The sequence below is a fragment of the Pseudohaliea sp. genome (assembly GCF_040217025.1).
Taxonomy (GTDB): domain Bacteria; phylum Pseudomonadota; class Gammaproteobacteria; order Pseudomonadales; family Halieaceae; genus Pseudohaliea.
The window spans coordinates 271240-297915 of record NZ_JAVJOA010000011.1; the positions used below are offsets into that span (position 1 = coordinate 271240).

The following is a 26676-nucleotide window of genomic DNA, read 5'->3' on the forward strand; positions in this document are numbered from 1 at the left end:
GTAGCGAGGAGACGCCGTGAAGCTGACTATCAGGGAAGCCCTGCGCCGCGCGCCGGGCCGGGTCGTGGTCGAGTCCGTCGACCTGAGCCTGTACATAGCCAGTATCGAGTTCGAGGGAGAGCGCGTCCTGCTCATCGGCGAGGACGGCAAACCCCTGAAGACGCGCAACCTGCTGGCGATGAAGGAACTGCTCGCGCCGCTGGCCGCCTGGCCCTCCGTGCTGCGCCAGCGCAGCGCCTACGACGAGATGTGCGGCCAGTCCTGGGCGCCGGCGGACAACACGCTGGAGGTGCCCCTCGACGTGGGCGGCCAGCCCGCGCCGCACTGGGAGCACTGAGTGCTCAGGGATACTGCCGCAGCGTGAGCGTATCGCCGCGCTGGGTGAACTCGACGTGGCGCAGGAAGGACATGCCCAGGAGCACCTCCCGGGTGCGCAGGCCGGACGCGACGCCGGCCTCCACGTTGTTGAGCTCGATGTCGCCGATGCTGACGCTGTCCAGGCGCGTCGCGTAGCTGGTGCTGTCGCCGTTGGCGGTGCGCGTGACGAAGGCCCGCCCCCGCGGCAGCGCCAGCCTGTCGGCGAGGTGCGCGGGAATCGCGACACCGGTGGCGCCCGTATCGACGAGGAAGACCACCGGCTGCCCGTTGATCGCCCCGCTGGTCACGTAGTGCCCCTGCCGGTTGCGCGCGAGCACCACTTCGCGGACGCCGTCGTCGGTGACCGTCGTCGCCACCTGCTGGTTCGGGTTGTGCTGGCGCTCGATGAGGCCGGTGAAATACCAGGTGAGCATGCCCAGGATCAGGATCCAGGCGATCACCTGCATGCCGAGCCCCATGCGCCGCTGTTCGTTGACGGGATCTGTCATGGTCCTGTTATGAGTCCGCTGAGGCTCCCCGGTTCCCTTGCCTGCACTGCGTTACCCCCTTGCTACGTCGCCCGCGGCGGGCGGACCACCCGGCCCGCTTTTGCCACCCGGGGGGTTGAGCCCCCGGATTGGCGGTCCGGCAAGCCGTGATACCATCCGGAGCGTATTCCGTCACTCCGCGGCTGTGCCGGTCGCACGGCGTAAGGAAGCGTAAGCGATGGGCTCGAACCCCTGGCAGTCCCTGCGTGCAGGCCGCGCCATCGTCATCATCGATGCGGCCCACCGCGTGGAGCGGCGCCTCCTCGATCGCTGGCTGGAAGAGCGCCTCGCCGAGCACGACTGCAAGGCGACCATCGAGCGGGTCATCATGCGCATCGCCCGGCGCCCGGAGCACCTCGACGCCATTCCCCTGGAACCGCTCCTCGGCAGCACCGCCGACGACGTGGTGGTCCTGCCGCTGCGGGTGGTCTGGCGCAGCTCCCTTCACGCCAAGACCACGCGGCCGCGGCCCCGCGACCTGCTGTTCGGCAATCCACGCCGCCCGGGTACCTGGCGCGCGAAACGCATCCTCGCGCAGCACCCGGATCGCGCCGTGTGTATCGCCGGCGAGCCCGCAACCCTCGGCGATCTGCGCGAGCGCCTCGTGCAGCGCGACGGCGCTGCACCCCAGCCGCGCCAGCTTGCCGAGTTCATCGCCGCGCAGGCGGGCCTCGCCCTCGATATCGCCGAGCGGCGTCTGCAGGGCAGCCGCTACAAGGTGCCCCGGCGTGTAGCCCAGAACCTGCTCGCCAGCCCGCGCTTCCGGTCCGCCCTGGCCGAGCTCAGCGAGGAAACGGGCAAGCCCGTCGCGCAGCTGCGCCAGGAGTCCGAGGCGATCATGCGCGAGCTGGTGGCGCGCCCGGCGCCCTTCTGGCTGGACGTCATGGCGCAGCTCAACCACCTCATCATGTCCCTGGGCTACGAGTCCGAGGTCGTCATCGACCGCGAGGGCCTGGAGCGGATCCGCCAGCTGGTGCGCGAGAATCCGGCCGCGCTCCTGTGGACGCACAAGACCCACGTCGACGGCTTTGCCGTCAACTCCATGCTCTTCGACAACGACTTCCCCAACCCGCACATCCTGGGCGGCGTGAACATGGCCTTCGCCGGGCTCGGTTTTCTCGCCCGCCGCGCCGGCGCGATTTTCATCCGTCGCAGCTTCAAGGGCGACCCGCTGTACAAGCTCGTGCTGCGCCACTACATCGGCTACCTGATGGACAAGCGCTTCCCGCTGAGCTGGGCCTTCGAGGGCACGCGCTCCCGCGTCGGCAAGCTCATGCCGCCGCGCTACGGCCTGCTCAAGTACGTGATGGAATCGGCGCACGCCACCGACGCGCGCAACCTGCACATCATTCCCATCGCCATCAACTACGACCTGATCGGCGATGTGCGCGACTACGCGGTGGAGCAGGCCGGTGCAACCAAGCAGCCCGAGAGCCTGCGCTGGTTCATCGGCTACCTGCGCGGCCTGCGCCAGCCCATGGGCCAGATCTACTTCGACTTCGGCGAGCCGGTGGTGCTGCCGGAGGTGCCCTCCGTGGAGGACGAGCGCGAGCTGCAGAAGGTCGCCTTCCGCGTCGGCCTCGAGGTCAACCGGGTCACGCCGATCACGCTCCCGGCGCTGTTGTGCATGGTGCTGCTCGGCGCCGCGCCGCGCGCGCTCACCAGCGACGAGCTGCTCGCGGAACTGCGTGCGCTGGTGGCCTGGGCCCGGGAGCGCGGCATCCGTCTCGCCAGCCACCTGGACCTCGACGACGAGGCACGGCTGGACCTCATCGTCGACAAGATGATCGCCAACGGGGTGCTCACGCGCTACGACGACGGCCCGGAGCGGGTCTATGCCATTGCCGGCGAGCAGCACGGCGTGGCCAGCTATTACCGCAACACCATCGCCCACTTCTTCGTGGACAAGGCCCTTGCGGAACTCGCGCTGATGCGCATGGCGTTTCGCAAGCTGGTCGGCCTGGAGGCTTTCTGGTCCGAGGCCGAGCGGCTCCGGGACTTCTTCAAGTTCGAGTTCTTCTACGCGCCGCGGGAGGAGTTCCGGGTGAACATTGCCGGCGAACTCGCGTGCTACCGGCCGGACTGGGAGGCGCTGCTGGAGGAGGAGGGCGGTGCCGGCCAGCTGCTCGACGGTTTCGGTCCGCTGGTCGCGCACAGCACCATGCTGCCCTACATCGAGGCCTACCGGGTCGTGGCGGACGTGCTCGCCCGCCAGCCCGCGGCCGGCGCCCTGGATGAACGGGACTGCGTGCAGCAGAGCCTCGCCTACGGCCACCAGGCCTACCTGCAGCGGCGCATCAGCTCCGAGGCATCCATCGGCAAGCTGCTGTTCTCCAACGGCTTCAAGCTGATGGCCAACTTCGGCCTTGCGGAGGCCGGCGACAGCGCCCGTGGCGAGGCGCGTCTCGCCCTCGCGCAGGAATTCCGTACCCTGCAGCGGCGCGTGGAGCGCATCCGCGCTGCCGCGCTGCCCTGAGGAGGTGCCTGCCATGCAGCAGTTGAGCGCCCAGGATGCCCAGTTTCTCTACCTGGAAACGGCGCACAACCTGACCCACGTCACCGCCGTGTCCATCTACGACCCGAGCACGGTGCCCGGCGGACGCACCGTGCGCTTCAAGGACATCCTCGCCCACGTGGAAGAGCGGCTGCGCTTCAACCCGCTGTTCACGCAGCGGCTCCTGCGCCTGCCCCTGGAGATCGACTACCCCTGGTGGGTGGAGGACGAGTACTTCGACCTCGAGTACCACGTCAGCCACGGGCGGCTGCCGGAGCCCGGGGACTGGCGCCAGTTCTGCATCCACCTCGCGCGCTATCACTCCCGGCCCCTGGACATGAACCGGCCGCCCTGGGAGATGTACGTGGTCGAGGGGCTGGACCACGTGCCCGGCCTGCCCGTCGGCAGCTACGCGATTGCCACCAAGGTGCACCACGCGGCCGGCGACGGCACGTCCCTGACCCGTTTCTTCGCCAGCCTCGCCGACGCCGACCCCGATGGTACGCCGGCCGTCCCCCTGGAGAAGCCCTCGGAGCAGCCCCGGGGGGCACCGTCGGTCATGGCGCTGGCGCGCCGCGCCGTGGGTAACAACCTGCGCTCGCCGCTGCGGCTCGCCGGCGGCGTACTGCGGGCTGCCCCGGGCCTGCTGCGCAGCGCAGAGGAGTCTGTGCTGCGCCGCGGCGCCGCCGCGGACAAGGACCGGGTGGCAGTGCCGCCCACCCGCTTCAATGTGCCCGTATCACCGCACAAGGCCTTCGGCGCCTGCTTTGCGCCCCTGGACCAGCTGCGCGCGGCGCGCGAGCAGGTGCCCGGCGCCACGGTGAACGACGTGGTGCTCGCAGTCTGCGCCGGCGCCCTGCGCCGCTACCTCGAGCATCATGAGGAACTGCCCCGGGAGCCGCTGGTGGCCTGGGTGCCGGTGAATGCGCGGGCGCGCGATGGCGACGACGGCGCCAGCTCCGGCAACAACATCACCGCCATGACCACGCGCATCTTTACGGACGAGAAGGACCCGGTGAAGCGCCTGCGCAAGATCCACCGCGCGACGGTGCGCAGCAAGGCGGCCCGCGCCGGGGTATCGGCGCGGGTCATGACGGACCTCACCCAGCACGTCCCGGCCGCCACGCAGGTGCTGGCGAGCCGCCTCCTGCTGAACAGCGGCGTGACCGCGCGCTTCTGCAACCTGTTCATCTCCAACGTGCCCGGGCCACAGGTGCCCCTGTACATGAACGGCGCCCGCGCCGTGCACAGCCTGGGGCTCGCGCCGCTGGCCGACGGCATGGGGCTGTTCATCGCCACCCCTAGCTACAACGGCGAGATCGGTTTCAACGTCATCTCGACCCGGGAGATCCTGCCGGACATGGACGTCTTCATGCGCTGCATCGAGGACGCCCTCGCGGAATACCGGGACCTGCCGGCGCCCGGGCGCAAGGCCCGCAAGGCGCCGGCGCGCAAGGGCACGGCGAGGCGGAAAAAGGCGGCGCCCACGCGCAAGGCCGCCGCCGGGAAGCGGACGCCCGCCGGCAAGCGCAAGCCCGCGCAGAAGAAAGCGGCGCCGCGGCGCAAGGGCTCGGGGAAGGCGTCGTGAGCCGCACGCTCGCCATCGCCATCTGCGGGTCCGGCGGCGCCGGTGTCGTCGCCTGCGGCGAACTGCTGCTCCGCGGCTGGGCGCGCGCCGGCGGCCTGGGTTTCCTGCGCAAGGCCTTCGGCCCGCAGATCCGCGGCGGCGAGTCGGCGGCGCTGCTGTGCCTCGGCGAGGACGAGACCTACCTGCCCACGGCGGCCATGGACCTGCTGGTGGCCCTGGACTGGAATCAGTTCGCCCGCTTCGAGGATGAGATCGCCCTCGGTCCGCAGAGCACGGTGCTCTGCCCGGATGACGACGAGGTTCCGGCCAGTGTGCAGGCGAGCGGCGCCACGGTGGTTGCGCTGCCGCTGGCAGCGGCCGTCGCCGGGGCGCACCCGGAGGGCCGGCGCAACATGTTCGCTCTGGGGCTTCTCGGCCAGCTCCTCGGCCTCGACGCCGCGGCGCTGGCGGCGCTGGCCACGGCGCGCCTGGCGGGCAAGGCGCCGGCCTACCGGGATGCCGCGGCGGCCTGTATCGACGCCGGCGCGGGCTGGCCCCTCGCCGTCGCCGTGACGCCGCCGGCCCGGCCCGGGGGTGAGCGCTGGCTGCTCACGGGCAACCAGGCCGCGGGCTACGGCGCCCTCGAGGCCGGGGTGCGCTTCGTCGCCGCCTACCCGATCACCCCGGCCTCCGATGTGCTCGAGTACCTGGCCGGCGCGCTGGAAGCGGTGGGCGGCCAGCTGGTCCAGGCCGAGGACGAGCTGGCGGCGGTGAACATGGCCCTGGGTGCGGCCTTTGGCGGTGCGGATGCGTTCACGGCCACCTCCGGACCGGGCCTGGCCCTGATGACGGAGAGCCTCGGTCTCGCGGTCGCCAGCGAAACGCCGCTCACGGTCCTCAACGTGATGCGCGGCGGGCCCTCCACGGGCATCCCGACCAAGAGCGAGCAGGGCGATCTCGATATCGCCCTGCACGGGCTTCACGGCGACGCGCCGCACCTGGTGCTCGCCGCGCTCGATATTGCCGACTGCGCGTTTACCACCAGCTGGGCCGTGGCCCTCGCCCGGCAACTGCAGACGCCGGCGCTGGTGCTGTCGGACCAGTTCCTCGGCCAGTCCCTGGCCATCGTCTCGCCGCCCGGGCTTCATGTCGCGCTGCCCGCCGCAGCGGTGGAGACCGTCGATGCCGGTGAGTACCTGCGCTATCGCCTCACGGCGTCGGGTGTGTCGGCGCTCGCGCTCCCGGGCGACCCGGGCCGGCGTTTCACTGCAGACGGTCTCGAGCACAGCGAGCGCGGGACGCCCTCGACGGCGGCCCGGGACCACGCCGCCCAGCTCGACAAGCGCGCCCGCAAGCTGGCCACGCTGGGCCCGGGTCCGCACTGGGGGACGGTCGACGGGGAAGGCGAGCTGGCGCTGGTGACCTTCGGCTCTGCCAGCGCCGCGGCCCGCGCCGCCGCTACGCGGCTGCGCGCGGCCGGCACGGCCTGCCGCGTGGTCTGCCTGCGGCTGCTCGCACCGCTGCCCGCGGCGGCGCTCGAGGAAGCCCTCGCCGGCTGCCGCCGCGTCCTGGTCGTGGAGCAGAACCACTCGGCGCAGTGCTGGCGGCACCTGCGCGCGCACCTGGGCGACGTGCCGGTGCCGGCCGAGAGCTTTGCCCGGCCCGGGCCGGCGCCCCTCGATCCCGCGGCGATCGCCGCGATGCTTGCGGAGGAACCGGTCCATGGCTGAAGCGGCCCTGCGCCCGAAGGACTACAAGTCGGGCCTGAAACCGATCTGGTGCCCCGGTTGCGGGCACTACGCGGTGCTCAACGGCCTGGTGAAGGCGCTCGCGGCGCTGGGGCTGGACCGGGACCGGGTCGCCCTGGTCTCCGGTATCGGCTGCTCCTCGCGCCTGCCCGCCTACGTCGACAGTTACGGCTTCCACGGGGTGCACGGGCGCGGCCTCGCGGTGGCGCAGGGGCTCGCGGTCGCGCGCCCGGACCTCGCGGTGATCGCCCTCGGCGGCGACGGTGACGGCTTCTCCATCGGCGGCAACCATTTCATCCACGCCTGCCGGCGCAACGTCGATATCACCTACATCGCCATGGACAACGAGGTCTACGGCATGACCAAGGGGCAGGCCTCCCCGACCACGCCGATGGACTGGGACCACAGCAAGCTCACCCCCCACGGCCCCGGCATCCGGCCCTTCAAGCCCGCCGCCCTGGCGCTCGCCGCCGGTGCGCCCTGGATCGCCCGCGGCTATTCGGGCAACCCGAACCAGCTGGCGAAGTTGCTCGCCGCGGCGCTGGAACACCGGGGGTTCAGCTTCCTGCACGTGCTCAGCCAGTGCATTACCTACTGCCCGGAGCAGACCGACTGGAAGGCGATCGTCAGCGAGCGCGAGGACGAGCCCGTGACCCGGGCCGACGCCGCGGCACAGCTGTTCCTGGCGGAGGACGGTTTCGCGACCGGTCTGCTCTACGCCGAACCGCGCACCCCCTGGCCGCCGGCGGCGCCCGCCGCGGTGGTCGACCCGCGCCTGGCCGAGGCTTTCCGCCCGTGAAGGCGGCGTCCACGGAGCTGCTTCACTTCCTCGCCCACGCCTGTGAGCTGGAACAGGAGGCCCACGACCGCTACACCGAGCTCGCCGACGCGCTCGCGGCACACAACAATGGCGAGGTGGCGGCGTTTTTCCGCGCGATGGCCGAGGAGGCGAGCCGGCACCTGGCCGAGGTGAGCCTGCTGGCCGCGGGGCTGCCGCTGCCCGAGCTCAAGGCCTGGGAGTACGACTGGCCGGGCGCCGAGGCGCCGGAGACGGCGAGCCACGAGGCGGCGCACTACCGCATGACGCTGCGCGAGGCCATGGAGCTCGCGCTGGCCCAGGAGCGCTCGGCCGGCGCCTTCTACCGCGACCGCGCCGACCGCGCCGGCGAAGAGGACACCCGCCGGCTGGCGAGCGAGTTTGCCGACGAGGAGGCGGAACACGCCGAGCGCCTGGCGCTGCGGTTGCAGGACCTGCCGGCGGTCAGCGAGCTTGCCCGCGAGGACGACGACCCGCCGCACCTGCCGGAATAGGGGGCCTCAGCCCCTTAACGGTCACGAAACTGCGGCGGCCGCTTCTCCGTGAACGCCTGCGCGGCCTCGGCAGCATCCTCCGAGAGGGCGAGGAGGGACTGGTGCCGGTCCTCCATGGCCATGGCGGCCTCGAGCCCCTGGGCGTCGAGGGCGTGGTTCAGCGCCTCCTTGGTCAGGCGCAGCCCCATGGGTGTCGCCGCGAGCATCTCCTCCACGTAGGGCGCCGCGGCGGCGTCCAGTTCCGCGTCGGGCACCACGGCCGAGACGAAGCCGGTGGCCAGCGCGCGCCCGGCGGAGAGGAAGCGGCCGGTGAGCAGCAGTTCCGAGGCCAGCGAGCTGCCCACGAGGCGCGGCAGGAAGTAGCTCGAGCCCATGTCGCAGCCGGTGAGGCCGATGCGCAGGTAGGCGGCGTTCATGCGTGCGCTCTCACCGGCGATGCGGATGTCCGAGGCCATGAGCAGGCTGAAGCCGCCGCCGCAGGCCGCGCCCCGGGCGAGGGCGACGATCGGCTGCGGGCAGCGGCGCATGGCCGGGTAGATGCGCGCGATGCGGCGCTGGATGGCCCAGATGGCGTTCGGCCCGCGCTCCGGCGGGTTGAAGCCCGGGTCCGTCAGGTCTAGGCCGGCACAGAAATGGCGGCCCTCGGCGCGCAGCACCACCACCCGCGTGGCCGGCCGGTCGCGCAGGCCCTCGAAGTAGTCGACCAGGGCATCGACCAGCGCCGGGTCGAGCGCGTTGCCGCTTGCCGGTCGGTTCAGCGTGAGCCAGTCCACCGCCCCGTGGTGGTCGATGAGCAGGGAATCCTCGCGGGTCATGGGGTGTCTTGCTCCGGGTCGCCGCGGCTGGCACCGCGCTGTGAGTCGCTGTTCAAGAGGTCGGCCACCAGGCGCCGGGCCGCGCTGTCGATATCGAGCTCGCGGCGGGTCACCGCGCCGGCGAGGGCCTCGCCCGCCGGGCCGGCAAGCTGCCCTTCCAGGGCCAGCTCCAGCCGTGCGCGGGCGAGGTCGCGCAGCTCGGTGACGGCGCGCACCCGGCGGCGCCGTTCCAGCTCGCCGGAGGCCTTGGCCTGCTCCCGGTGGGCGGCGATGGCCGCGCGCAGCGCGTCGAGGCCCGTGCCCTCCGTGGCGACGGTCTCGACGATGGCCGGACGCCGCTCCGGGGCGTTGGCCGCGATGGCCGCCTCGAGGTCGCGGCGCGTGGCCTCGAGGCCCGCCCGGTCCGCCTTGTTGATGACGAAGATGTCGGCGATTTCCATCAGGCCGGCCTTGTTGGCCTGCATCTCGTCGCCCCAGCCGGGATTGAGGACCACGAGCACCGTGTCGGTGGCGCCGGCCACGTCGAGCTCGGCCTGGCCTACGCCCACGGTCTCGATGAGCACCAGCGGCCAGCCGCAGGCCTCGAGCACGCGGCGGGCGGTGCAGGTGGCCATGGCGAGACCGCCCAGATGGCCGCGGGAGGCCATGGAGCGGATGAACACGTCGGGGTTGCCCAGGTGCGGCTGCAGGCGAACCCGGTCGCCGAGGATGGCGCCGCGGGTCAGGGGCGAGGACGGGTCCACGGCGAGGAGGGCGACGCGCTCGCCGCCCGCCTGCAGTTCCGTGGTGAGCGCGCTGGCCAGGGTGGACTTGCCGGCGCCGGGCGCACCGGTGATACCGATGCTGTAGCTATTCCCGCCGCAGGGCAGCAGGGCCGCCTCCAGCGCGGCGGCGTCGTCACCGCCGCGCTCGGCGGTGGAAATCAGGCGGGCGAGGGCGCTGCGGCTGCCGCCGACGGCTTCGGCGACCAGTGCCGCCACCGCGTTGTCCCCGGCCACGGCCGGCGTCAGTCGAGGCCGGTGAGGCGCCGGGCGGCGCCGACGATGTCGGGGAGCTGCGAGCCTGGCGGATAGACCTCGACGCCGAGGGCCTCCAGCCGGCGCTTCGCGTGCGGCGGTACGACCCCGCCGCAGAAGATTGGCAGGTCGGGCCGCTCGTCGTTGAGGGCGGTTACCGCCCGCACTGCCACGTCCACGTGCCCGCCGATGTTGAGGCCGACGAGGTCCACGTCCTCGTCGATGCTCGCCTGCACGACCTCCTCGGGCCGCGCCATGCCGATCATGATGACCTCGAAGCCCGCGTCCCGGAGCGCCCGGGCGACGATCGTCGGTCCGCGCCAGTGGCCGTCCAGGCCCGTCTTGGCCATGAGAATACGTTTGCCGCTCATTATTGTTTTCCTCGCCTCGCCTCAGGTCTGGATGGGCGTTGCCCAATCGCCGAAGACGTCGCGCCAGACGTCGCCGATCTCGCCGAGGGTAACCTCCGCCTCGAGGGCATCCATCATCGCCGGCATGATGTTGTCGCTGCTGCGGCAGACGCGCTCGAGCTGGCGCAGGGCGTCGGCGGCGCCGGCCTCGTGGCGGGTGCGGCGGACCTCTTCCAGGCGCTCCAGCGCCACGTCGAAGGCGTCGTCCACACCCATGAAGCCGTCGACCTCGTAGGGGGACGCGTCGTCGCTGTGCGCGGTAACGCCCACGATCACCTGCTCGCCCGTTTCCTGTGCCATGAACTCGCGGTGCTGGTTCTCAGCCGCCTTCTCGTGCAGCCAGCCGGAATCCAGGCTGGCGAGGAAGCCGCCCTGCGCCTGGATCTCCTCGAAGAAGCCCCAGGCCTTCTCGACCAGTTCCGCGGTGAGGGCCTCGACGTACCAGGAGCCGCCGAGGGGGTCGGTCACCGCGGTGACGTTGGTCTCTTCCTGCAGGATCTGCTGGATGCGCACCGACATCTGGTGCGCGTGTTCGCTGGGGATGGACAGGGCCTCGTCGTAGCCGGAGACCCCCAGGGACTGCACGCCGCCGAGCACGCCGGCGAGCGCCATCACGGTGCCGCGGACGATGTTGTTCAGGGGCTGCTGGTAGGTCATGCGCGAGCCCGCGGTCACGCAGTGGATGCGCAGGTTGGCGACCTTCGCATCGGTGATGGCGTAGCGCTCGGCGAGCAGCTGCTGCCACATCAGCCGCGCGGCGCGCAGCTTGCTCGCCTCCTCGAACAGGTCCATGGACATGCGGAAGCTGACCCCGCCGCAGCCGCGCGCGGCGCGCTCGATCGGCATGGTGCCGCGGCGCTGGATCTCGTCGAGGTACTCCACCGCGTTGGCGAACAGCGCGCCCAGTTCCTGGTAGGCATTGAGACCGGTGTCCGCGGCGTTGTAGCCGGCGATGGACACCGGGACCCAGCGCGGCAGGTAGCGGTCGCAGAACTCCATGATGTCCGCGTTGAAACGCAGGCCCACGTCCGTCGGCACCTGCTGCTTGGTGACGCAGCCGAGGTAGGTGAGGAAATAGTCGCTCTGCCCCGTACCCGGCAGCCGGTCCAGCGCCACGCCGCGGCGCTTCGCCACGGTCCAGTAACCGGCGAGGGCGAAGGGGGCGTGCTGCACCACCGCGCCGCCGGCGTGCGCGTAGCTGGTCTCGATGGGCAGGTCCTTCATGCAGATGTCGATGTCGCGGACGCTCTGCATGACCGCGCCGGTGAGGCCCACGTCCTCGCGCCGGGCGACCACCTCGGGGTGGTCGACGTTGTAGCAGTGGTCCCCGGTGTTGCGGTCGTGCTCCATGATGAAGCCGGTCTCGCCCTGCTCGAGGAGAAACTTGATGCGGGCGTTCTCGTCCTCGGGCTTGCCGAAGCCGCTGAGCTGGAAGATCCGCCAGGGCTTGGTGCGGTAACCGGTGGGGTAGGCGCCCCGGTGGAAAGGTGGTTCGCCGGGGCCGGCGGCGAGGCGCTCGCGGTGCTGCGCGGGCACGTCGTCCTCTCCGTAGAAGGGCTTGAGCGGGATGCCGGAGGCGCTCGTCCAGGTCTTTCCGGCGCTGTTCTTATCGTTCATGGCGCGGTCATTCGTTCCGGGGGTGCAATCGGCAATGTAAACCCAGCCCCGGCGTTTGTCTACTCGTAAGAACTTTTGCTTGACGGCCGGTAAAAAAACCTTACGCTTACCCGAGACGCGCGAAAACAGACAATAATTCCAACGCGAGGAAGGCCCATGACGCCATCGAGTGTCCTCCTGACTGCCACCGAAAAGGTGTATCTCGGCGAGCGCGCCGGTACGGCCATCGCCGCAGAGGCGGAGCGCCTCGGCAGCGAGCGAGTGTTCCTGCTGGTCAGCCGCACCCTCAACCGCGAGACGGACGAGATAGAACAGATTCGCGCCGCCCTCGGCCCGCGGCTCGCGGACTGCTGGGACGGTATGCCGCCGCACGCACCGCGCAGCGCCGTGCTCGCGGCGGCGGCGGCGGCACGCAAGGTCGACGCGGACCTGATCGTCACCGTCGGCGGTGGCTCGGTGACCGATGCCGGCAAGATCATCAGCATCTGCCTGAAGCACGACCTGCGCGAGCACGACGACCTCGAGCCCTACCACGTGTACGTCAACGATGCCGGCGAGGTGATCAAGCCGGCGTTCGAGGGCCCGGACGTGCGCGTCATCAATTGCCCGACCACGCTTTCCGGCGGCGAGTTCAACCCGCTGTCCGGGGCGACGGACGAGAAGATCCAGCACAAGCAGGGCTACGAGCACCGGCTCATGGCGCCGATCGCCATCGTCCTGGACCCGGCGCTGACGGTGCACACCCCGGAATGGCTCTGGCTTTCGACGGGGGTTCGGGCCCTGGACCACGCGCTGGAAACGCTCGGCTCCCTGGCGTCCAACTATTTCTGTGATGGCATGGCCGATTCCGCGCTCCGCCTCCTGGTCGAGGGCCTGCCGGCAGTGAAGGCCGACCCGACGGACCTGGACGCCCGCCTCAAGTGCCAGGTCGGTGCCTGGCAGTCCATGGTCCCCATCATCGCGGGGGTGCCCATGGGCCTGTCCCACGCCATCGGCCATATCCTCGGCGGCACCTGCGACGTGCCCCACGGCTACTGTTCCTGCGTCATGGCGCCGTCCGTGCTCGCCTACAACGTTCCGGCGAACGGCGAGCGGCAGCGGCGCATCAGCGCCTGCTTCGGCGAGCCGGAGCGCCCCGCCAGTGAGCTGGTGGATACGTTCATCCGCGGGCTGGGTATGCCGCGTTCCCTGGCCGAGGTCGGCGTGGGGCGGGACCAGTTCGAGCGGGTGGCAGAGTACACGATGCAGGACTTCTGGGCCCGCACCAACCCACGCCTCATCGAGAAGGCCGCAGACGTGCTCCCCGTGCTCGACCTCGCCGCCGGGGACGCTTCGTGACGGCAGCACGCCCCGGCAACAACCTCAAGGCGGAGCTGGCCCAGTTCAAGCGCCGGCGGATCCGCGAGGAGGCGAGCCATCTCTTCTACCGGCAGGGCTATGAAGGCACGACCATCGATGCCATCGCCGACAAGCTGCAGGTCACCAAGCCGTTCATCTACAGCTACTACAAGAACAAGGGCGAGATTCTCTACGACATCGCAAAGCTCGGCATCACGCTGTCCCTCGAGGCCCTGGAGCGCTGTCTCGTCATCCCCGGCTCCTGCTGGGACCAGCTGAAGCTGGTGGTGGACGAGGTCACGCGGATCATCGTCGAGAACCAGGAGTACATCGTGGTCTACCTGCGCGAGGAGAAGAACCTCGAGCCCCAGCAGGCCCGGGCGATCCGTGAGCAGCGCTCCGCCTTCGACCACCGCCTCGCCGAGGTGCTCGCCAGCGGTGATGCGGTCGGCGAGTTCCGCGTAGAGGACCCGGCGCTCACCGCGACCACCATCGGCGGCATGATGAGCTGGGTGGCGCTGTGGTACCAGCCGGGGGGGCACTGGTCCGAAGCCGAAATCATTACCCACATCATCCGCAACGTCGAGCGCCTGGTGGCGGTGCGTGGCCGCCAGGAAGCGCCCCCCGCGCCGCGCCGCTGAACCACGATACCGGGAGGACAGCCATGACCACGCCCACCTGCACCGACCCCCGCGTACCCGCCCGCGATGCCTGCGTGGTGCGGGACCTCATCGAGCGCTGGGCGCGCGAGCAGCCCGACGCCGTTTACGCCGTGTTCGAGAACGGCGAGGAGTGGACCTACGCGTCGCTGAAGGAACGGGTGGAAACGGTGGCCGCGGGTCTCGCGTCCCGCGGGGTTGCCCAGGGCGACCACGTGGCCGTGTGGCTCTTCGGCGGCCGCGAGGGGATCCTGAGCTTCTTCGCCATCAATTACCTGGGCGCGGTATTCGTCCCCTTCAACACGGCCTACAAGGGCAAGCTTCTCGCCCACGTGCTGGAGAACTCCGATGCGCGCCTGCTCATCGCCCACGGCGACCTGGTGGAGCGCCTCGACGACGTGGACACGGCCGCCATCGAGCGGGTCGTGCACGTGGGCCCCGCGGCGGCGATCCGCCTGCCGCTGGAGCCCTTCGAGGCACTGCAGGCCGCGGACGGGCCCTGCCCGCCGCTTGCGCGCCCCATCGAGCCCTGGGATACGCAGTCGATTATCTACACCTCGGGCACCACGGGGCCGTCCAAGGGCGTGCTCTCCTCCTACCTGCATATCTTCACCAACGCGGGACCGGAGACCTGGCACTTCGTGAACGGCGACGACCGCTTTCTCATCAACATGCCGCTCTTTCACATCGGCGGCATGGGCATCATCTTCGTCATGCTCGTGCGCGGCGGCTCCATCGCGGTGATGGAGAATTTCAGTACCGACGGTTTCTGGCCCTTCGTCCGCGAGACGAAAACCAGCTGCGCCTTCCTTCTCGGGGTGATGGCGACCTTCCTGCTCAAGGCCCCGCCCTCGCCGGGCGACCGGGATCACAGCCTGCGCCTCGCCTTCATGGTGCCGTTCACCGAGACGGCGCTGGAGATGCACGAGCGCTTCGGCATCGACGTGTACACGATCTTCAACATGACCGAGATCTCCTCGCCCATCGTGTCCGAGCCGAACCCGACCAAGCGCGGCACCTGCGGCAAAAAGCGCGAGGGCGTCGAGGTGCGTCTGGTCGACGAGCACGACTGCGAGGTGCCCCTGGGCGAGATCGGCGAGATGCTCGTGCGCACGGACCGGCCCTGGGGGATGAACCACGGCTACTACAAGAACCCCGAGGCGACCGCCGCGGCCTGGCGCAACGGCTGGTTCCACACCGGCGACTGCTTCCGCCAGGACGAGGAGGGCTTCTTCTACTTCGTCGACCGGCGCAAGGACGCAATCCGCCGCCGCGGCGAGAACATCTCCTCCTTCGAGGTCGAGGCCGAGGTCGTGGCCTACCCGGCAGTGCGTGAGGCCGCGGCCTATGGCGTGCCCAGCGAGGTCGGGGAGGACGACGTGATGGTGGCCGTCGCGCCGGTGGAGGGGCAGACCATCGACCCCGCCGAGCTGCTCACCTTCCTCGCCGACAACATGGCCTATTTCATGGTGCCGCGTTACATCCGCATTCTGCCGGAACTGCCCAAGACACCGTCGGCGAAGGTGCAGAAGCACCTCCTCCGCGGCGAGGGCGTGACCGGCGATACCTGGGACCGGGAGGCCCATGGCTTCACGCTGAAGAGGGAAAAGCTGAAAGCCTGAAGACCTGACCCTAACGACAGCAACAGCAAGACGGGATAATCATTATGAAAACCGCAACTGCACTCTCAGTCGGGCTCCTCGCAGCCTTCGGGTTCGGCGGCCCCGCTGCCGCCCAGGACGCGCTGGAGGAGGTCGTGGTCACGGCCACCAAGCGCAGCACCAGCCTCCAGGACCTCGCCGGCGGGGCGAGCGTCATCGGCGGCGAGGATGTGGGGCCCGGTGGCATCGAGAACGTCCGCGACATGGCGGCCGCGGTGCCGAACCTCTCCATCGGCGACCAGTTCGGCTTCGCCCGGGTGTTCATGCGCGGGATCGGCATGACCAGCATCGATATCGGCGGCGAGGGTTCCGTGTCCTTCCTGCAGGACGGCGCGATCATCCCGCGCCCGGCGGCGCAGCTCGTGGGCATGTTCGACCTCGAGCAGGTCGAAGTGCTGCGCGGGCCGCAGGGGACGCTCTACGGCCGCGGTGCGACCGCCGGCGCGATCAACCTGGTGACGGCCAAGCCCGGCGACGAGTTCGGCGGCTACCTCACCGCCACCGGCGGCAACTACGGCCTCATGACTTTCCAGGGCGCCGTCGACCTGCCGCTGGGGGATGCCTGGGCCCTGCGCCTGGCGACCAAGATCGAGGAGCGCGACGGCTACGGCGAGAACATCTTCAGCGGCGAGGACGTGGACGACCGCAGCGCCCAGGCCTACCGCGGCACCCTGGCCTACGATGGCGACGGTGCCGTGAGCGGCGCGCTGTCCTTCCAGTACTACGAAGAGGACGATCGCAACTTCGCCTTCCACTACTTCGGCCCCTCGCAGGGAACGGCCGGAGGCCTGCCGCCGGCGGTACCGGTACTCGGCGGCCGGACGATCTTCGACGTCGGCGGTGACTTCTACGACATCAACTCGGACCAGGAGGCGCTCAACGAGCGCGACGGCTACCTCGCTAACCTGCTGCTGGACTTCGAGCTCAGCGACCGCATGAGCCTGCGCTCGGTCACCTCGGTGCAGGACCTGGACCGCTTCCTTCGCGACGACCTGGACTCCACCGACGCGGACCTCTTCGGGCGCAACGACTACATGGAGGAGAGCGAGTCCTTCGGCCAGGAATTCACCCTGAACGTCGACGGCGACCGGCTGGACCTGCTGGCCGGCGTCATGTACTTCGAGGAGGAGCTCTACGGCCAGGTGCTGGTGCCCCTCAACAACATCTGCTTCCTGCTCGCGCCCGCGACCTGCGGCACGCCGATCGGCGATGGCCTCAACAGCGGCCGCTACGAGCAGAACGGTGACGTCGACATCACCGCCTACGCGGCCTACGCCGAGGTCACCTGGGACCTTTCCGATGCCCTGACCCTCATCGCGGGCGTGCGCTACAACTACGAGGAGCGCGAGGGCACGGGGACGTTCCGCTTCGATGCGGCGGGCCTCGATGTCAACACGGACCAGGACGCCGACTGGGACGACATTACGCCGCGCATCACGCTCCAGTACCGCCCCGAAGAGAACATGATGCTCTACGCCACCTTCAACCAGGCCTTCAAGTCCGGCGTCATCAACACCGGCAGCATCAGCCCGCCGCTCGATCCGGAAACGGTGGACGCCTGGGAGGTCGGCATCAAGGGCAGCAGCGGCGACGGGACCTTTACCTATGGGCTGATCGGCTTCTGGTACGACTACCAGGACCTGCAGATCTCCTTCGTCGACGAGACCAGCACGGTGACCACGGTGAATGCTGCCGAGGCCGAGAACTACGGCCTCGAGCTGGAACTGGCCGGCGAGCTCGGCGGCGGCTTCAGCGCCGACTTTTATGGCACCTATCTCTCTGCCGAGTACAAGGAGTTCTTCAACGGCGACTACGCGAACGGTTTCGAGATCGCCGATCTCTCCGGCAACACGCTGCCGAACGCACCGGAGTACACGGCGCGCCTCGGCATCAACTACGAGACGGAAGCGGGCGGTGGCCTGCTGCGCGTGCGCGGCGAGGCCTACTGGCAGGACGAGATCTTCTTCACCGAGTGGAACCGCGCCGACGCCTACCAGGACAGCTACACGCTGCTGAATGCGAGCGTCGACTATGCCCTGCCCGGCGGCAGCTGGCTGCTCTCTCTCTGGGGCCGCAACCTCGGCGACGAGGAGATCATCTCCAACAACATCATCACGGCGCCGCTTTACAACTCGCTGCGCGTCGGCTCGATGATGCCGCCGCGCACCTACGGGGTAACGGCGTCCTTCAGCTTCTGAGGAAGGGTTGCGGGAGGTGCGCCTCCCGCAGACCACGGCCTGCTATAGGGGCGACGGACCGTCGCCCCTCTCGCTGTGCTAACCTCGACGGTTCCTCGCAGAGCACCTTCAGACTTTCCAACCGTGGGGACCTTACATGAAGCTTGCCATTCTTTCCTGTAGCCCGAATGCCTACAGCACACGCCGGCTCAAGGAGGCCGCCTTGCAGCGCCAGCACCAGGTCAAGGTGTTGAATACGCTGAAGTTCGCCATCGATCTCGAGGAGGGCGCCCCCGACCTCTTCTATAGCCAGAAGCACCTGAGCACCTACGACGCCGTGCTGCCCCGTATCGGCGCCTCGATCACCTACTATGGCACGGCGGTCGTGCGGCAGTTTCAGGAGATGGACGTGTTCTGCGCCAACACGGCGCACGGAATCAGCAATTCACGCGACAAGCTGCGCAGCCTGCAGATCCTCAGCCGCCACCACATCGGCATCCCACGCACGACGTTCGTGCGCGACAAGAAAGACGTCCTGCCCGCCATTGAACGGGTGGGCGGGGCGCCGGTGATCATCAAGTTGATCGAGGGCACCCAGGGTATCGGTGTGCTGCTCGCAGAGTCGGTCAAGCAGGCCGAATCCATCATCGAGCTGCTGCAGAGCCAGCGACAGAATGTGCTCATCCAGAAGTTCGTCGCCGAGAGCAAGGGAAAGGACATCCGCGCCTTTGTGGTCGGTGACCGCGTGGTCGCCGCCATGCGACGCGTCGCCCAGGGGCAGGAGTTTCGCAGCAACGTACACCGCGGCGGCATCGCCGAGCCCGTTGAGCTCGACGAGCGCTACGTCGAGACCGCCGTGCGTTGCACCCAGATTATGGGGCTGCGCGTCGCCGGGGTTGACATGCTCGAGGGCAAGGATGGGCCCCAGGTGATGGAGGTGAATTCCTCGCCCGGCCTCGAGGGCATCGAGAGCGCCACGGGCCTCGACGTTGCCGGTGCGGTCATCGATTACATCGCCGCCCAGGTGGACTTCCCCGAGATCGATGTGCGCCAACGTCTCACCGTGAGCAAGGGCTACGGCGTCAGTGAGATCTACGTGCCCGAAGGTTCGGGCTTCGTTGACGAGACCATCGCCGGGACGGGGCTGTCCGAGCGGGACATAAACGTCTTGACGCTTTACCGTGGCAGCCGGATCATCCCCAATCCCCGCAAGGACCGGCTCCTGGAGGCTGGCGACAAGCTACTTTGCTACGGCAAGCTCGAGGCCATGCGCGAGATGATTCCTGCCCGCGCTCGCCGCCGCCGGCGGCCGAAGGTCCGACAGCTCAGCGCCGAGCAGGCGTCGGACCAGTCCTGAAGGCAGCCGCAGGTATGGTGGGTGACTCTGGCAGGACTGTGCCGGGTGGGCGGCAGTCCAAACCCAGGGAGCACCGATGAAACTGAAGACCATTCGCCGCGTTACCCCAACGGACAGAAATAAGCGATACCGGTACGGTTGTCGTGTCAGCCGTAGTGACGACGGCACCTGGGCGCTGACGCTGGACCTGGGTGATCGAACAGTGATAGCGCGCCGGGAGCGCAAGGCAGGCGGGTAGCGCGCGCTTGCGCAGAGCGAAGACGAGACGCAGGGCGACCCCTGTATTTGAGCAGGCGGTCTACCCCTCGGCCAGTTGCTCCAGGCGCCGGGTAACCCGCTCGAGGCGGCGCACCAGGGCGTCAGGGCCCTCGGCGGTTGCCTCCGCGGCGTCCGCGGGCTGCAGGTAGCGCCAGACCGGTTCCACCAGTTCCTCGACATAGTCGCGGATGGCTGCATCGGCGGTGCCGCGATGGCGGTACAGGTAGGTGCGCATGCCGTACTCGAGGCCGCCGAAGAACAGGTCCCGGCACGGCGGCAGCTCGAGGTCCCCGCGTATCTCCCCGCGGGCGACACCCTCGCGCAGGATGCGGTCGAAGTAGCCGACATAGGTGCGGTTCAGGGCGCGGATCGGCGAGTCCTGCGCGAGGGCCTCCTCGTCGCCGTGGACGTAGAGCAGGTCGACGCCGATGTAGACCTGGATCAGGCGCATCATGAGTGCCCGGTCCGCGGCGAGCTCCTGCACGTGGTTGAGGGCGAGGGCGCGCAGGCGCTCGCGGGTGCCCATGACGTCGTTGAGGATGGCCTCGGCATTGCGGGACAGCCGCTCGGTGTAGAATCGGTCGAGGATGGCGAGCATGAGGTCGTGCTTGCTGCCGAAGTAGTGGAAGACCGTGCCCTCGGAAACGCCGGCGGCCTCGGCGATACGCCGCGTCGACGTGGTGTGAAAGCCGGTGCTGGCGAAGAGCTCGGTCGCCGCCCGGAGGATTTCCTGCTCGCGTCGCTCGAGGCGCGTGCGGCTGGTGGTCTTGCTGTTTGCGCTCATGCCCTTTCTCCGGCCTGACCCTGCACCATAGCCCCGGCGGGCTACCGGGTAAACCGGCCGGTCGCACCGGCCTGCGCGCCGGCACGGTACGCAGCATGGTCTTTGAGTATTGCTTGAATATATTAAGCGATGCATAATCCCGCGACCAGTCCCGGGAGCACGCAAGCCATGACCGGACGCATTGCCATCGGTGGCGCCGCCGGGTTCTGGGGCGACGCCGCCCTCGCCACGCCCCAGCTCCTCGCCGGCGGCGCGGTGGACTACCTCGTTTACGACTACCTGGCCGAGATCACGCTGTCGATCCTCGCCCGGGCGCGGGCGGCGGACGACAGCAAGGGCTACGCCACCGATTTCGTCACCGCGGCGATGGCGCCCAACCTCGAGGCCATAGCCCGCCAGCGCGTCCGCGTTATCGCCAATGCAGGCGGGGTGAACCCGCGCGCCTGCGCCGAGGCACTCCGCGCGGAGCTTGCCCGCCAGGGGCTGGCGCTCAGCGTGGCGGTGGTGCTCGGCGACGATCTCACGGATCGCGCCGCGGGCCTGCACGAGGCCGGTGTCACGGAGATGTTCAGCGGCGACGCCTTCCCCGCGCCAGAGAGCGTCGCCAGCATCAACGCCTACCTCGGCGCCTTCCCCATTGCCGCGGCCCTCGACGCGGGGGCCGATATCGTCATCACCGGACGCTGCGTCGACAGCGCCGTGACGCTCGGCGCCTGTATCCACGCCTTCGGCTGGGAGGCCGTGGACGGCGACCGGCTTGCCCAGGGCTGCCTGGCCGGCCACATCCTCGAGTGCGGTACCCAGGCCACCGGCGGCAACTTCACCGACTGGGAGCAGGTCGTGGACAGCCTGCCGGAGGCGGGCTACCCCATTGCCTGGATCGATGCCGACGGCACCGTGGAGATCGGCAAGGCGCCGGGGACGGGCGGTCTCGTCAGCGTGGGCACGGTCGCCGAGCAGATGCTCTACGAAATCGGCGACCCGCGCTGCTACCAGCTGCCGGACGTGACCTGCGATTTCAGCGAAGTGACCCTCGAGGCCGTGGCGCCGGACCGGGTCCGCCTCGCCGGCGCCCGCGGTCACGGCGCCCCCGTGCACTACAAGACCTGTGCGACCTGGGCCGACGGCTTCCGCGCCGGCCAGCTCTGGACCATGGTCGGGCGCGACGCCCGGCGCAAGGCGGAGCACCTGGCCGAGGGTATCCTCGAGCGCACGGCGCGCATGCTCGACCGGGCCGGCCTCGGCCCGCTCAGCGAGAGCAGCGTCGAGATCCTCGGTGTCGAGTCGCACTTCGGCGCGGGCGCCAGCGGGGTGGAGCCGCGGGAGGTCGACCTGAAGATCGCGGCAAAGCACCCGAGCGCCCGGGGCATCGGCGTCTTCCTCAAGGAAATGGTCGGCCTCGCGCTGACCGCGCCGCCGGGGCTCACGGGCTTCGCCGGCGCCCGGCCCAAGCCCAGCCCGGTGGTGCGCCTGTTCGCCTTCCTGCTGCCGCGGGACGCGGTCAGCATCACCGTCGAGGTCGACGGCGCCCCGGTAGCGTTCGCGCAGCCGGCCCTGCCGGCCCCGGCGGACCCGGGCCCCGCCCCCGCTGACCCGCTGCCGCCGGCCACGGCGGAGCCGCTGGTAGCCGTTCCGCTCGAGGCGCTCGCCTTCGGGCGCAGCGGTGACAAGGGCGACAAGGCCAACATCGGCATCATCGCCCGGCACCGTGATTTCCTGCCCTGGATCGCCGATGCCCTCGACGCGGACCGGGTGGCGGCGTGCTTCGGTCACTTTTTGGCGCCCGGCCAGGCCGTGCCGGTGGAGCGCTTCTACCTGCCCGGCGCCGGCGCCTTCAACTTCCTCCTGCACAGCGCGCTCGGCGGCGGCGGTATTGCCAGCCTGCGCGCGGACCCGCAGGGCAAGTGTTACGCACAGCTTCTCCTCGCTGAAGCCATTCCCCTGCCGCGGTCCCTGGCCGCGGCCCACGGGCTCGGCGATGCCATCCTCGGAGAGACCGCATGATCGATCACGGGCAACGCTACGCGTCGCAGGTCAGTACCGCGAGCGAGGCCTTCGCGGCCAACCGCGCCGCGCAGCTGGCGCTGGTGGAGCACCTGCAGGAACTCCTCGGTCGCGCCGAGCAGCTGTCCGCGGCGGCGCGGCCGCGCTTCGAGAAGCGCGGGCAGCTCCTGCCCCGGGAGCGCCTGGCGCGGCTTCTCGACCCGGGTTCGCCCTTCCTCGAGATCGGCAACATGGCCGGCTACCTGGTGGACGACAAGGACCCGGAGACCTCCGTGCCCGGCGCCACGCAGATCGTCGGCATCGGCTACGTGGGCGGCGTGCGCTGCATGCTCCAGGTGGATGACTCCGGCATCAACGCCGGCGCCATGACCCGCACCTCGACGCGCAAGGGCATCCGCGCCATGGACATCGCCCTGCAGCAGAAGCTGCCGTTCGTGCACCTGGTGGAGAGTGCCGGCGCCAACCTGCTCGATTACGAGGTAGAGATGTGGATGCTCGGCGGCGGCATCTTCGCCCGCCTGGCCCGGCTGTCCGCCGCGGGGCTGCCGACCTTTACGGTGCTCCACGGTGCCTCGGCCGCCGGCGGCGCCTACATGCCCGGTATGAGCGACTACGTGGTCGGCGTGAAGGGCAACGGCAAGGCCTACCTGGCCGGGCCGGCGCTGCTCAAGGCCGCCACCGGCGAGGTTGCCGACGACGCCGAGCTCGGCGGCGCCGCCATGCACGCCTCGATCACCGGCCTGGTCGAGTACCTCGCCGAGGACGATGCCGAGGGCATCGCCACCTGCCGCGACCTCGTGGCCCAGCTCGGCTGGAACCGGCACTGTCCGCCGCCGCCGGCCCGGGATTTCGAGGAGCCTCACTACCCGGCGGAGGAACTGCTCGGCATCGTTCCCGTCGACTACCGCCAGCCCTACGAGGCGCGGGAGGTGGTCGCGCGTATCGTCGACGGCTCGCGCTTCCTCGACTTCAAGCCCGGCTACGGCGCGACCCTGGTCTGCCTGCAGGCGAGCATCTACGGCATCCCCGTGGGCATCCTCTGCAACAACGGCCCCATCGACCCGGACGGGGCGAGCAAGGCGGCGCAGTTCATCCAGCTCTGCGACCAGGCGCAGACCCCGCTCGTGTTTCTGCAGAACATCACCGGCTACATGGTGGGCACGGCCTACGAACAGGCGGGCATGATCAAGCACGGCTCGAAGATGATCCAGGCGGTGACCAACGCCCGGGTGCCGCGGCTCACGGTGATGATCGGCGCGAGCTTCGGCGCCGGCAACTACGGCATGTGCGGCCAGGGCTACGACCCGGATTTCGTCTTCTCCTGGCCGAATACGCAGATCGGCGTGATGGGCGGCGAGCAGGCCGCGCGCACCATGTCCGAGGTGTTCCGTGCCGGCGCCGCGCGCAAGGGAAAACCCGTGGACGAGGCCATGCTCGCGGCGCAGGAAGCGCGCGTGACGGCGCACTACGACCGCCAGTCGGACGCGTTCTACACCTCCGGCCGGCTCCTCGACGACGGCCTGATCGATCCACGGGATACGCGGCGGGCGCTGGGCATGGCGCTGCAGACCTGCTGGGAGGCGCGGCACCGCGCGGTACAGCCGAACGCCTTCGGCGTCGGCCGCATGTAGGGAGGGGCAGGGCCATGGACAAGCTGAACGCGGACGGGCTTCCCGCGGTGACCGAGCTCGAACTGGAGCGCCGGGGCGACACCCTGGTCATCTGGTTCAACCGGCCGGAGACGCGCAACGCCCTCTCGGCCGCGGTGGCCGAGGAACTGTGGCGCGTGTTCGAGGCGCTGCCAGCGGCGCAGCAGTATCGCTTCGTGGTGCTGCGCGGCCGCGGCGGCGTGTTCTGTGCCGGGGGCGACCTGAAGCAGTTCCGCGAGGTATTCCAGGGCGGCGCGGAGCGCGCGGCGATCGTCGACGCCAACGCCGCCTTCGGGCAGATCATGGCGGCCATCGATGCGCTGCCGCAGCTGTTCGTGGTCGCCATCGAGGGCGCCGCGATGGCCGGGGGGCTCGGTATCGCCTGCCTGGCGGACCTGGTGCTGGCCACCGCCGACGCCCGCTTCGCCCTGACCGAGGTCTCCCTCGGCATCCCGCCGGCGCAGATCACCCCGGTGGTCATCGAGCGGGTGGGCCTTGCCGAGGCGCGCCGGCTGCTGCTCACGGCGCAGCGCTTCGACGGCACGGAGGCGGCCCGGCTGGGCTTCGTGAACGAGGTACTCGCCGATGCCGAGGCCCTCGACGCGCGCCTCGCGTCGCTGCGGGACGAGGCCCGCCGCTGCGCGCCGGGGGCGGTGGCGCTGACCAAGCAGATCATCCGCGAGAGCAGGGCGGGCGGTGACCGCCAGGCCCTGGTGCAGTTTGCCGCCGAGCGCTTCGCCGACGCCATGCTCGGGGACGAGGCCCGCGAGGGCATGCGCGCCTTTGCCGACAAGCGTGCCCCGGCCTGGGCCGGCGGTGAGGAATCCTGACATGAGCCGTTTCGACAGTGTGCTGGTCGCCAACCGGGGCGAGATCGCCCTGCGTGTAATCCGCAGCGCCCGCGCCGCGGGCTATCGCACTATCGCCGTCTATTCCGATGCGGACGCCGAGGCGCCGCACGTCGCCGCGGCCGACGAGGCGGTGCGCATCGGTCCCGCGCCGGTGAAGGCGTCCTACCTCGACGGCGAACGCATCCTCGCCGCTGCCCGGCGCAGCGGCGCCGGCGCCATTCATCCGGGTTACGGTTTCCTGTCGGAGAATGCGGGCTTTGCCGCGGCCTGCGGCGAAGCCGGCATCGTGTTCATCGGACCGTCGCCGGAGGCCATCGAGCTCATGGGCAACAAGGCGGCGGCGAAGCGGCGCATGCTCGCCGCCGGCGTTCCCTGTATTCCGGGTTTCCAGGAAGCGCAGGCGGACGACGACGCCCTCGTCGCCGCCGCGGAGGGCGTGGGCTACCCGCTCATGGTCAAGGCGGCGGCCGGCGGCGGCGGCCGCGGCATGCGCCTGGTCGAGGCGCCCGGTGAGCTCCCGGGCGCCATCGCCGCGGCCCGCTCCGAGGCGGAGAACGCCTTCGGCAGCGGCGAGCTCATCCTAGAGCGCGCGCTGACCACCGCGCGCCACGTCGAGGTGCAGGTCTTCGGCGACGAGCACGGCAACCATATCCACCTCGGCGAGCGCGACTGCTCCGTGCAGCGCCGGCACCAGAAGGTGGTGGAGGAGGCGCCCTGCCCGGTGATGACGCCGGCGCTGCGTCGCACCATGGGTGAGGCGGCGGTGGCTGCAGCCCGCAGCATCGACTACGTCGGCGCGGGGACCGTTGAGTTCCTGCTCGATGCGGATGGCGCCTTTTATTTCCTCGAGATGAACACCCGCCTGCAGGTGGAGCACCCGGTCACCGAGGCCGTCACCGGGCTGGACCTCGTCGCCCTGCAGCTGGCCGTCGCCGAGGGGGAGGCGCTCCCGCTTCGCCAGGAGGCTGTGGACCTCTGCGGTCACGCCATCGAGGTGCGGCTCTACGCCGAAGACACCGCGAACGGGTTTCTCCCCGCCGCCGGCACCGCCGCGGCCTGGGCGCCCCCGGTCGGTGAGGGCATCCGCGTCGATCACGGCCTCGCCCCCGGGCAGGCGGTGACGCCCTTCTACGACCCCATGGTCGCCAAGCTCATTGCCAGCGGGCCGGACCGCGCGACGGCGCTGCGGCGCCTGCGCCGGGCGCTGGAGGACACGGTGCTCTTCGGCCTGCCGTCCAACCGCTCCTTTCTCCTCGACGTGCTCGGCGACCCGGTCTTCGCCGCCGGCGAGGCGACCACGACCTTCATCGACGAGCGCTTTCCCGGTGGCCCGGCGCTACCCGTCGCGACGGACGAGCATCTCTGCTGTGCGGCGCTGCTGCAGTACCTCGAGGCCCTCGCGGCCTCCGAGGCCGGCCGGGTCAGCGACGACGCGGCCTGCGCCGGCTGGACCGGGCCCCGGGCCCTCGCCGTGCGGCGGCGCTATGCGCGCGACGGGGAGGAGGTCGACGTCCTGCTGCGCCAGCTCGACGAGGCGCGTTTCAGCGCTGCGCTCGGCGACCGGGAAGTGGCGCTCGAGCTGTTTGATGCGCCCCGCGACGGCTGCCTGCGCGTATCCGTTGACGGCCTCCAGGCCACCGTGCCCTTTGCCTTCACCGGTCCCGGTGAGGTGAGCCTGCAGTGGCGGGGCCGGGAGGCGGTGCTCACCGATGCCCTGGCCGCCCGCGCCGCCGGCCAGGGCGCCGCCGGAGACGGTAGCGTCACCGCCCCCATGCACGGCAACCTCCTGCGCCTGCGGGTGGCCGTGGGGGACAGGGTCAGCGCCGGTGACGAGCTCGCCGTGGTGGAGGCCATGAAGATGGAGCACCGGCTGCAGGCGGCCGTCGACGGCACCGTGAGTGCGGTGCACGCCAGCGCCGGCGAGCAGGTCAGCGCGGGCGCCGTGCTCATCGAGATCGACACGGAGGCGTGAAGCCGGGGCCGCAGCCCCTCGTCCTTTTCCCTTGAGCGCCCCCGGTCCCGGTCTCGCCGCTCTTACTTGACCTTTGCGAAGGG

General features: G+C 70.2%; 21 protein-coding genes and 1 pseudogene. 16 read left to right on the top strand and 6 right to left on the bottom strand.

Going from position 1 to position 26676, the window contains the following annotated elements; translation table 11 throughout:
• The first annotated feature begins 16 nt into the window (after window positions 1-16).
• Window positions 17-337 (top strand): DUF6482 family protein, encoded by a 321-nt coding sequence (locus RKE50_RS16795; protein WP_350038395.1) that lies wholly within the window; start codon window positions 17-19, stop codon window positions 335-337.
• Window positions 338-341: 4 nt separating this feature from the next.
• On the opposite strand, the gene RKE50_RS16800 is transcribed toward RKE50_RS16795, so the two are convergent.
• Entirely contained in the window at window positions 342-866 is a 525-nt protein-coding gene (locus tag RKE50_RS16800) for a retropepsin-like aspartic protease family protein (protein WP_350038396.1), read from the bottom strand.
• A gap of 217 nt (window positions 867-1083) precedes the next feature.
• Here RKE50_RS16800 and RKE50_RS16805 point away from each other — a divergent pair, with 217 nt between their 5' ends.
• The 5 genes from RKE50_RS16805 to RKE50_RS16825 are packed head-to-tail and all read left to right on the top strand — an operon-like array spanning window position 1084 to window position 8025.
• A complete protein-coding gene (locus RKE50_RS16805; protein ID WP_350038397.1) occupies window positions 1084-3381 on the top strand; it encodes a glycerol-3-phosphate 1-O-acyltransferase in 2298 nt (765 codons plus the stop codon).
• Window positions 3382-3394: 13 nt separating this feature from the next.
• On the top strand, window positions 3395-4987 hold the full coding sequence (locus RKE50_RS16810; RefSeq protein ID WP_350038398.1) for a WS/DGAT/MGAT family O-acyltransferase: 1593 nt from the start codon (window positions 3395-3397) through the stop codon (window positions 4985-4987).
• Window positions 4984-6696, top strand: a complete 1713-nt coding sequence (locus RKE50_RS16815) for a 2-oxoacid:acceptor oxidoreductase subunit alpha (protein WP_350038399.1) — start codon at window positions 4984-4986, stop codon at window positions 6694-6696. Before RKE50_RS16810 ends, RKE50_RS16815 begins: the two co-directional genes overlap by 4 nt.
• Entirely contained in the window at window positions 6689-7513 is an 825-nt protein-coding gene (locus RKE50_RS16820) for a thiamine pyrophosphate-dependent enzyme (protein WP_350038400.1), read from the top strand. The genes RKE50_RS16815 and RKE50_RS16820 overlap by 8 nt, the downstream gene beginning before the upstream one ends.
• Window positions 7510-8025 carry a ferritin-like domain-containing protein gene (locus RKE50_RS16825; RefSeq protein ID WP_350038401.1) on the top strand — a complete coding sequence of 172 codons (516 nt, stop codon included), beginning with the start codon at window positions 7510-7512 and terminating at the stop codon, window positions 8023-8025. The genes RKE50_RS16820 and RKE50_RS16825 overlap by 4 nt, the downstream gene beginning before the upstream one ends.
• 14 nt (window positions 8026-8039) lie before the next feature.
• Here the strand turns inward: RKE50_RS16825 and RKE50_RS16830 are convergent, their stop codons facing one another.
• Genes RKE50_RS16830 through RKE50_RS16845 form a run of 4 tightly spaced genes read right to left on the bottom strand, consistent with a single transcriptional unit; the run spans window position 8040 to window position 11883 of the window.
• On the bottom strand, window positions 8040-8840 hold the full coding sequence (locus RKE50_RS16830; protein WP_350038403.1) for an enoyl-CoA hydratase/isomerase family protein: 801 nt from the start codon (window positions 8838-8840) through the stop codon (window positions 8040-8042).
• The gene (meaB, locus tag RKE50_RS16835; RefSeq protein ID WP_350038404.1) at window positions 8837-9838 is read right to left on the bottom strand and encodes a methylmalonyl Co-A mutase-associated GTPase MeaB; all 1002 of its coding nucleotides are present in this window, start codon (window positions 9836-9838) and stop codon (window positions 8837-8839) included. The genes RKE50_RS16830 and meaB overlap by 4 nt, the downstream gene beginning before the upstream one ends.
• Window positions 9839-9846: 8 nt before the next feature.
• Window positions 9847-10227, bottom strand: coding sequence for a cobalamin B12-binding domain-containing protein (locus tag RKE50_RS16840; protein ID WP_350038406.1), 381 nt, complete (start codon window positions 10225-10227; stop codon window positions 9847-9849).
• Window positions 10228-10248: 21 nt separating this feature from the next.
• Window positions 10249-11883, bottom strand: a complete 1635-nt coding sequence (locus RKE50_RS16845; protein WP_350038408.1) for a methylmalonyl-CoA mutase family protein — start codon at window positions 11881-11883, stop codon at window positions 10249-10251.
• Window positions 11884-12039: 156 nt separating this feature from the next.
• Between RKE50_RS16845 and RKE50_RS16850 the strand changes: the two genes are divergently transcribed.
• From RKE50_RS16850 to RKE50_RS16875, 6 genes and pseudogenes are all read left to right on the top strand, one after another.
• Window positions 12040-13221, top strand: a complete 1182-nt coding sequence (locus tag RKE50_RS16850) for an iron-containing alcohol dehydrogenase (protein ID WP_350038410.1) — start codon at window positions 12040-12042, stop codon at window positions 13219-13221.
• Window positions 13218-13862 (top strand): TetR/AcrR family transcriptional regulator, encoded by a 645-nt coding sequence (locus RKE50_RS16855; RefSeq protein ID WP_350038412.1) that lies wholly within the window; start codon window positions 13218-13220, stop codon window positions 13860-13862. The genes RKE50_RS16850 and RKE50_RS16855 overlap by 4 nt, the downstream gene beginning before the upstream one ends.
• A gap of 23 nt (window positions 13863-13885) precedes the next feature.
• A complete protein-coding gene (locus tag RKE50_RS16860; RefSeq protein WP_350038413.1) occupies window positions 13886-15502 on the top strand; it encodes an AMP-binding protein in 1617 nt (538 codons plus the stop codon).
• Between the two features lie 44 nt (window positions 15503-15546).
• Window positions 15547-17739: a TonB-dependent receptor gene (locus tag RKE50_RS16865; protein WP_350038415.1), complete on the top strand. Its 2193-nt coding sequence runs from the start codon at window positions 15547-15549 to the stop codon at window positions 17737-17739.
• A 136-nt stretch (window positions 17740-17875) separates the two neighbouring features.
• Window positions 17876-18799 (top strand): annotated as a pseudogene (locus RKE50_RS16870) (ATP-grasp domain-containing protein); the annotation flags it as partial.
• Window positions 18800-18814: 15 nt separating this feature from the next.
• Window positions 18815-19075: a cation:proton antiporter regulatory subunit gene (locus RKE50_RS16875; protein WP_350038473.1), complete on the top strand. Its 261-nt coding sequence runs from the start codon at window positions 18815-18817 to the stop codon at window positions 19073-19075.
• A gap of 298 nt (window positions 19076-19373) precedes the next feature.
• Here the strand turns inward: RKE50_RS16875 and RKE50_RS16880 are convergent, their stop codons facing one another.
• Window positions 19374-20117, bottom strand: coding sequence for a TetR/AcrR family transcriptional regulator (locus RKE50_RS16880; RefSeq protein WP_350038417.1), 744 nt, complete (start codon window positions 20115-20117; stop codon window positions 19374-19376).
• A gap of 168 nt (window positions 20118-20285) precedes the next feature.
• Between RKE50_RS16880 and RKE50_RS16885 the strand changes: the two genes are divergently transcribed.
• The 4 genes from RKE50_RS16885 to RKE50_RS16900 are packed head-to-tail and all read left to right on the top strand — an operon-like array spanning window position 20286 to window position 26593.
• Window positions 20286-22121 carry an acyclic terpene utilization AtuA family protein gene (locus RKE50_RS16885; RefSeq protein ID WP_350038419.1) on the top strand — a complete coding sequence of 612 codons (1836 nt, stop codon included), beginning with the start codon at window positions 20286-20288 and terminating at the stop codon, window positions 22119-22121.
• A complete protein-coding gene (locus RKE50_RS16890) occupies window positions 22118-23752 on the top strand; it encodes an acyl-CoA carboxylase subunit beta (RefSeq protein WP_350038421.1) in 1635 nt (544 codons plus the stop codon). Before RKE50_RS16885 ends, RKE50_RS16890 begins: the two co-directional genes overlap by 4 nt.
• A gap of 14 nt (window positions 23753-23766) precedes the next feature.
• The gene (locus tag RKE50_RS16895; RefSeq protein WP_350038423.1) at window positions 23767-24600 is read left to right on the top strand and encodes an enoyl-CoA hydratase/isomerase family protein; all 834 of its coding nucleotides are present in this window, start codon (window positions 23767-23769) and stop codon (window positions 24598-24600) included.
• 1 nt (window position 24601) lies between these two features.
• Complete coding sequence (locus RKE50_RS16900; RefSeq protein ID WP_350038425.1) at window positions 24602-26593, top strand: ATP-binding protein; 1992 nt, start codon at window positions 24602-24604, stop codon at window positions 26591-26593.
• Window positions 26594-26676 lie beyond the last annotated feature (83 nt).

Bases quoted from the DNA above. Each gene is read 5' to 3' on its own strand.
- RKE50_RS16800 (WP_350038396.1), bottom strand. From the start codon at position 866: ATGACAGATCCCGTCAACGAACAGCGGCGCATGGGGCTCGGCATGCAG.
- RKE50_RS16805 (WP_350038397.1), top strand. From the start codon at position 1,084: ATGGGCTCGAACCCCTGGCAGTCCCTGCGTGCAGGCCGCGCCATCGTC.
- RKE50_RS16810 (WP_350038398.1), top strand. From the start codon at position 3,395: ATGCAGCAGTTGAGCGCCCAGGATGCCCAGTTTCTCTACCTGGAAACG.
- RKE50_RS16820 (WP_350038400.1), top strand. From the start codon at position 6,689: ATGGCTGAAGCGGCCCTGCGCCCGAAGGACTACAAGTCGGGCCTGAAA.
- RKE50_RS16830 (WP_350038403.1), bottom strand. From the start codon at position 8,840: ATGACCCGCGAGGATTCCCTGCTCATCGACCACCACGGGGCGGTGGAC.
- RKE50_RS16840 (WP_350038406.1), bottom strand. From the start codon at position 10,227: ATGAGCGGCAAACGTATTCTCATGGCCAAGACGGGCCTGGACGGCCAC.
- RKE50_RS16845 (WP_350038408.1), bottom strand. From the start codon at position 11,883: ATGAACGATAAGAACAGCGCCGGAAAGACCTGGACGAGCGCCTCCGGC.
- RKE50_RS16850 (WP_350038410.1), top strand. From the start codon at position 12,040: ATGACGCCATCGAGTGTCCTCCTGACTGCCACCGAAAAGGTGTATCTC.
- RKE50_RS16860 (WP_350038413.1), top strand. From the start codon at position 13,886: ATGACCACGCCCACCTGCACCGACCCCCGCGTACCCGCCCGCGATGCC.
- RKE50_RS16865 (WP_350038415.1), top strand. From the start codon at position 15,547: ATGAAAACCGCAACTGCACTCTCAGTCGGGCTCCTCGCAGCCTTCGGG.
- RKE50_RS16880 (WP_350038417.1), bottom strand. From the start codon at position 20,117: ATGAGCGCAAACAGCAAGACCACCAGCCGCACGCGCCTCGAGCGACGC.
- RKE50_RS16885 (WP_350038419.1), top strand. From the start codon at position 20,286: ATGACCGGACGCATTGCCATCGGTGGCGCCGCCGGGTTCTGGGGCGAC.
- RKE50_RS16890 (WP_350038421.1), top strand. From the start codon at position 22,118: ATGATCGATCACGGGCAACGCTACGCGTCGCAGGTCAGTACCGCGAGC.
- RKE50_RS16895 (WP_350038423.1), top strand. From the start codon at position 23,767: ATGGACAAGCTGAACGCGGACGGGCTTCCCGCGGTGACCGAGCTCGAA.
- RKE50_RS16900 (WP_350038425.1), top strand. From the start codon at position 24,602: ATGAGCCGTTTCGACAGTGTGCTGGTCGCCAACCGGGGCGAGATCGCC.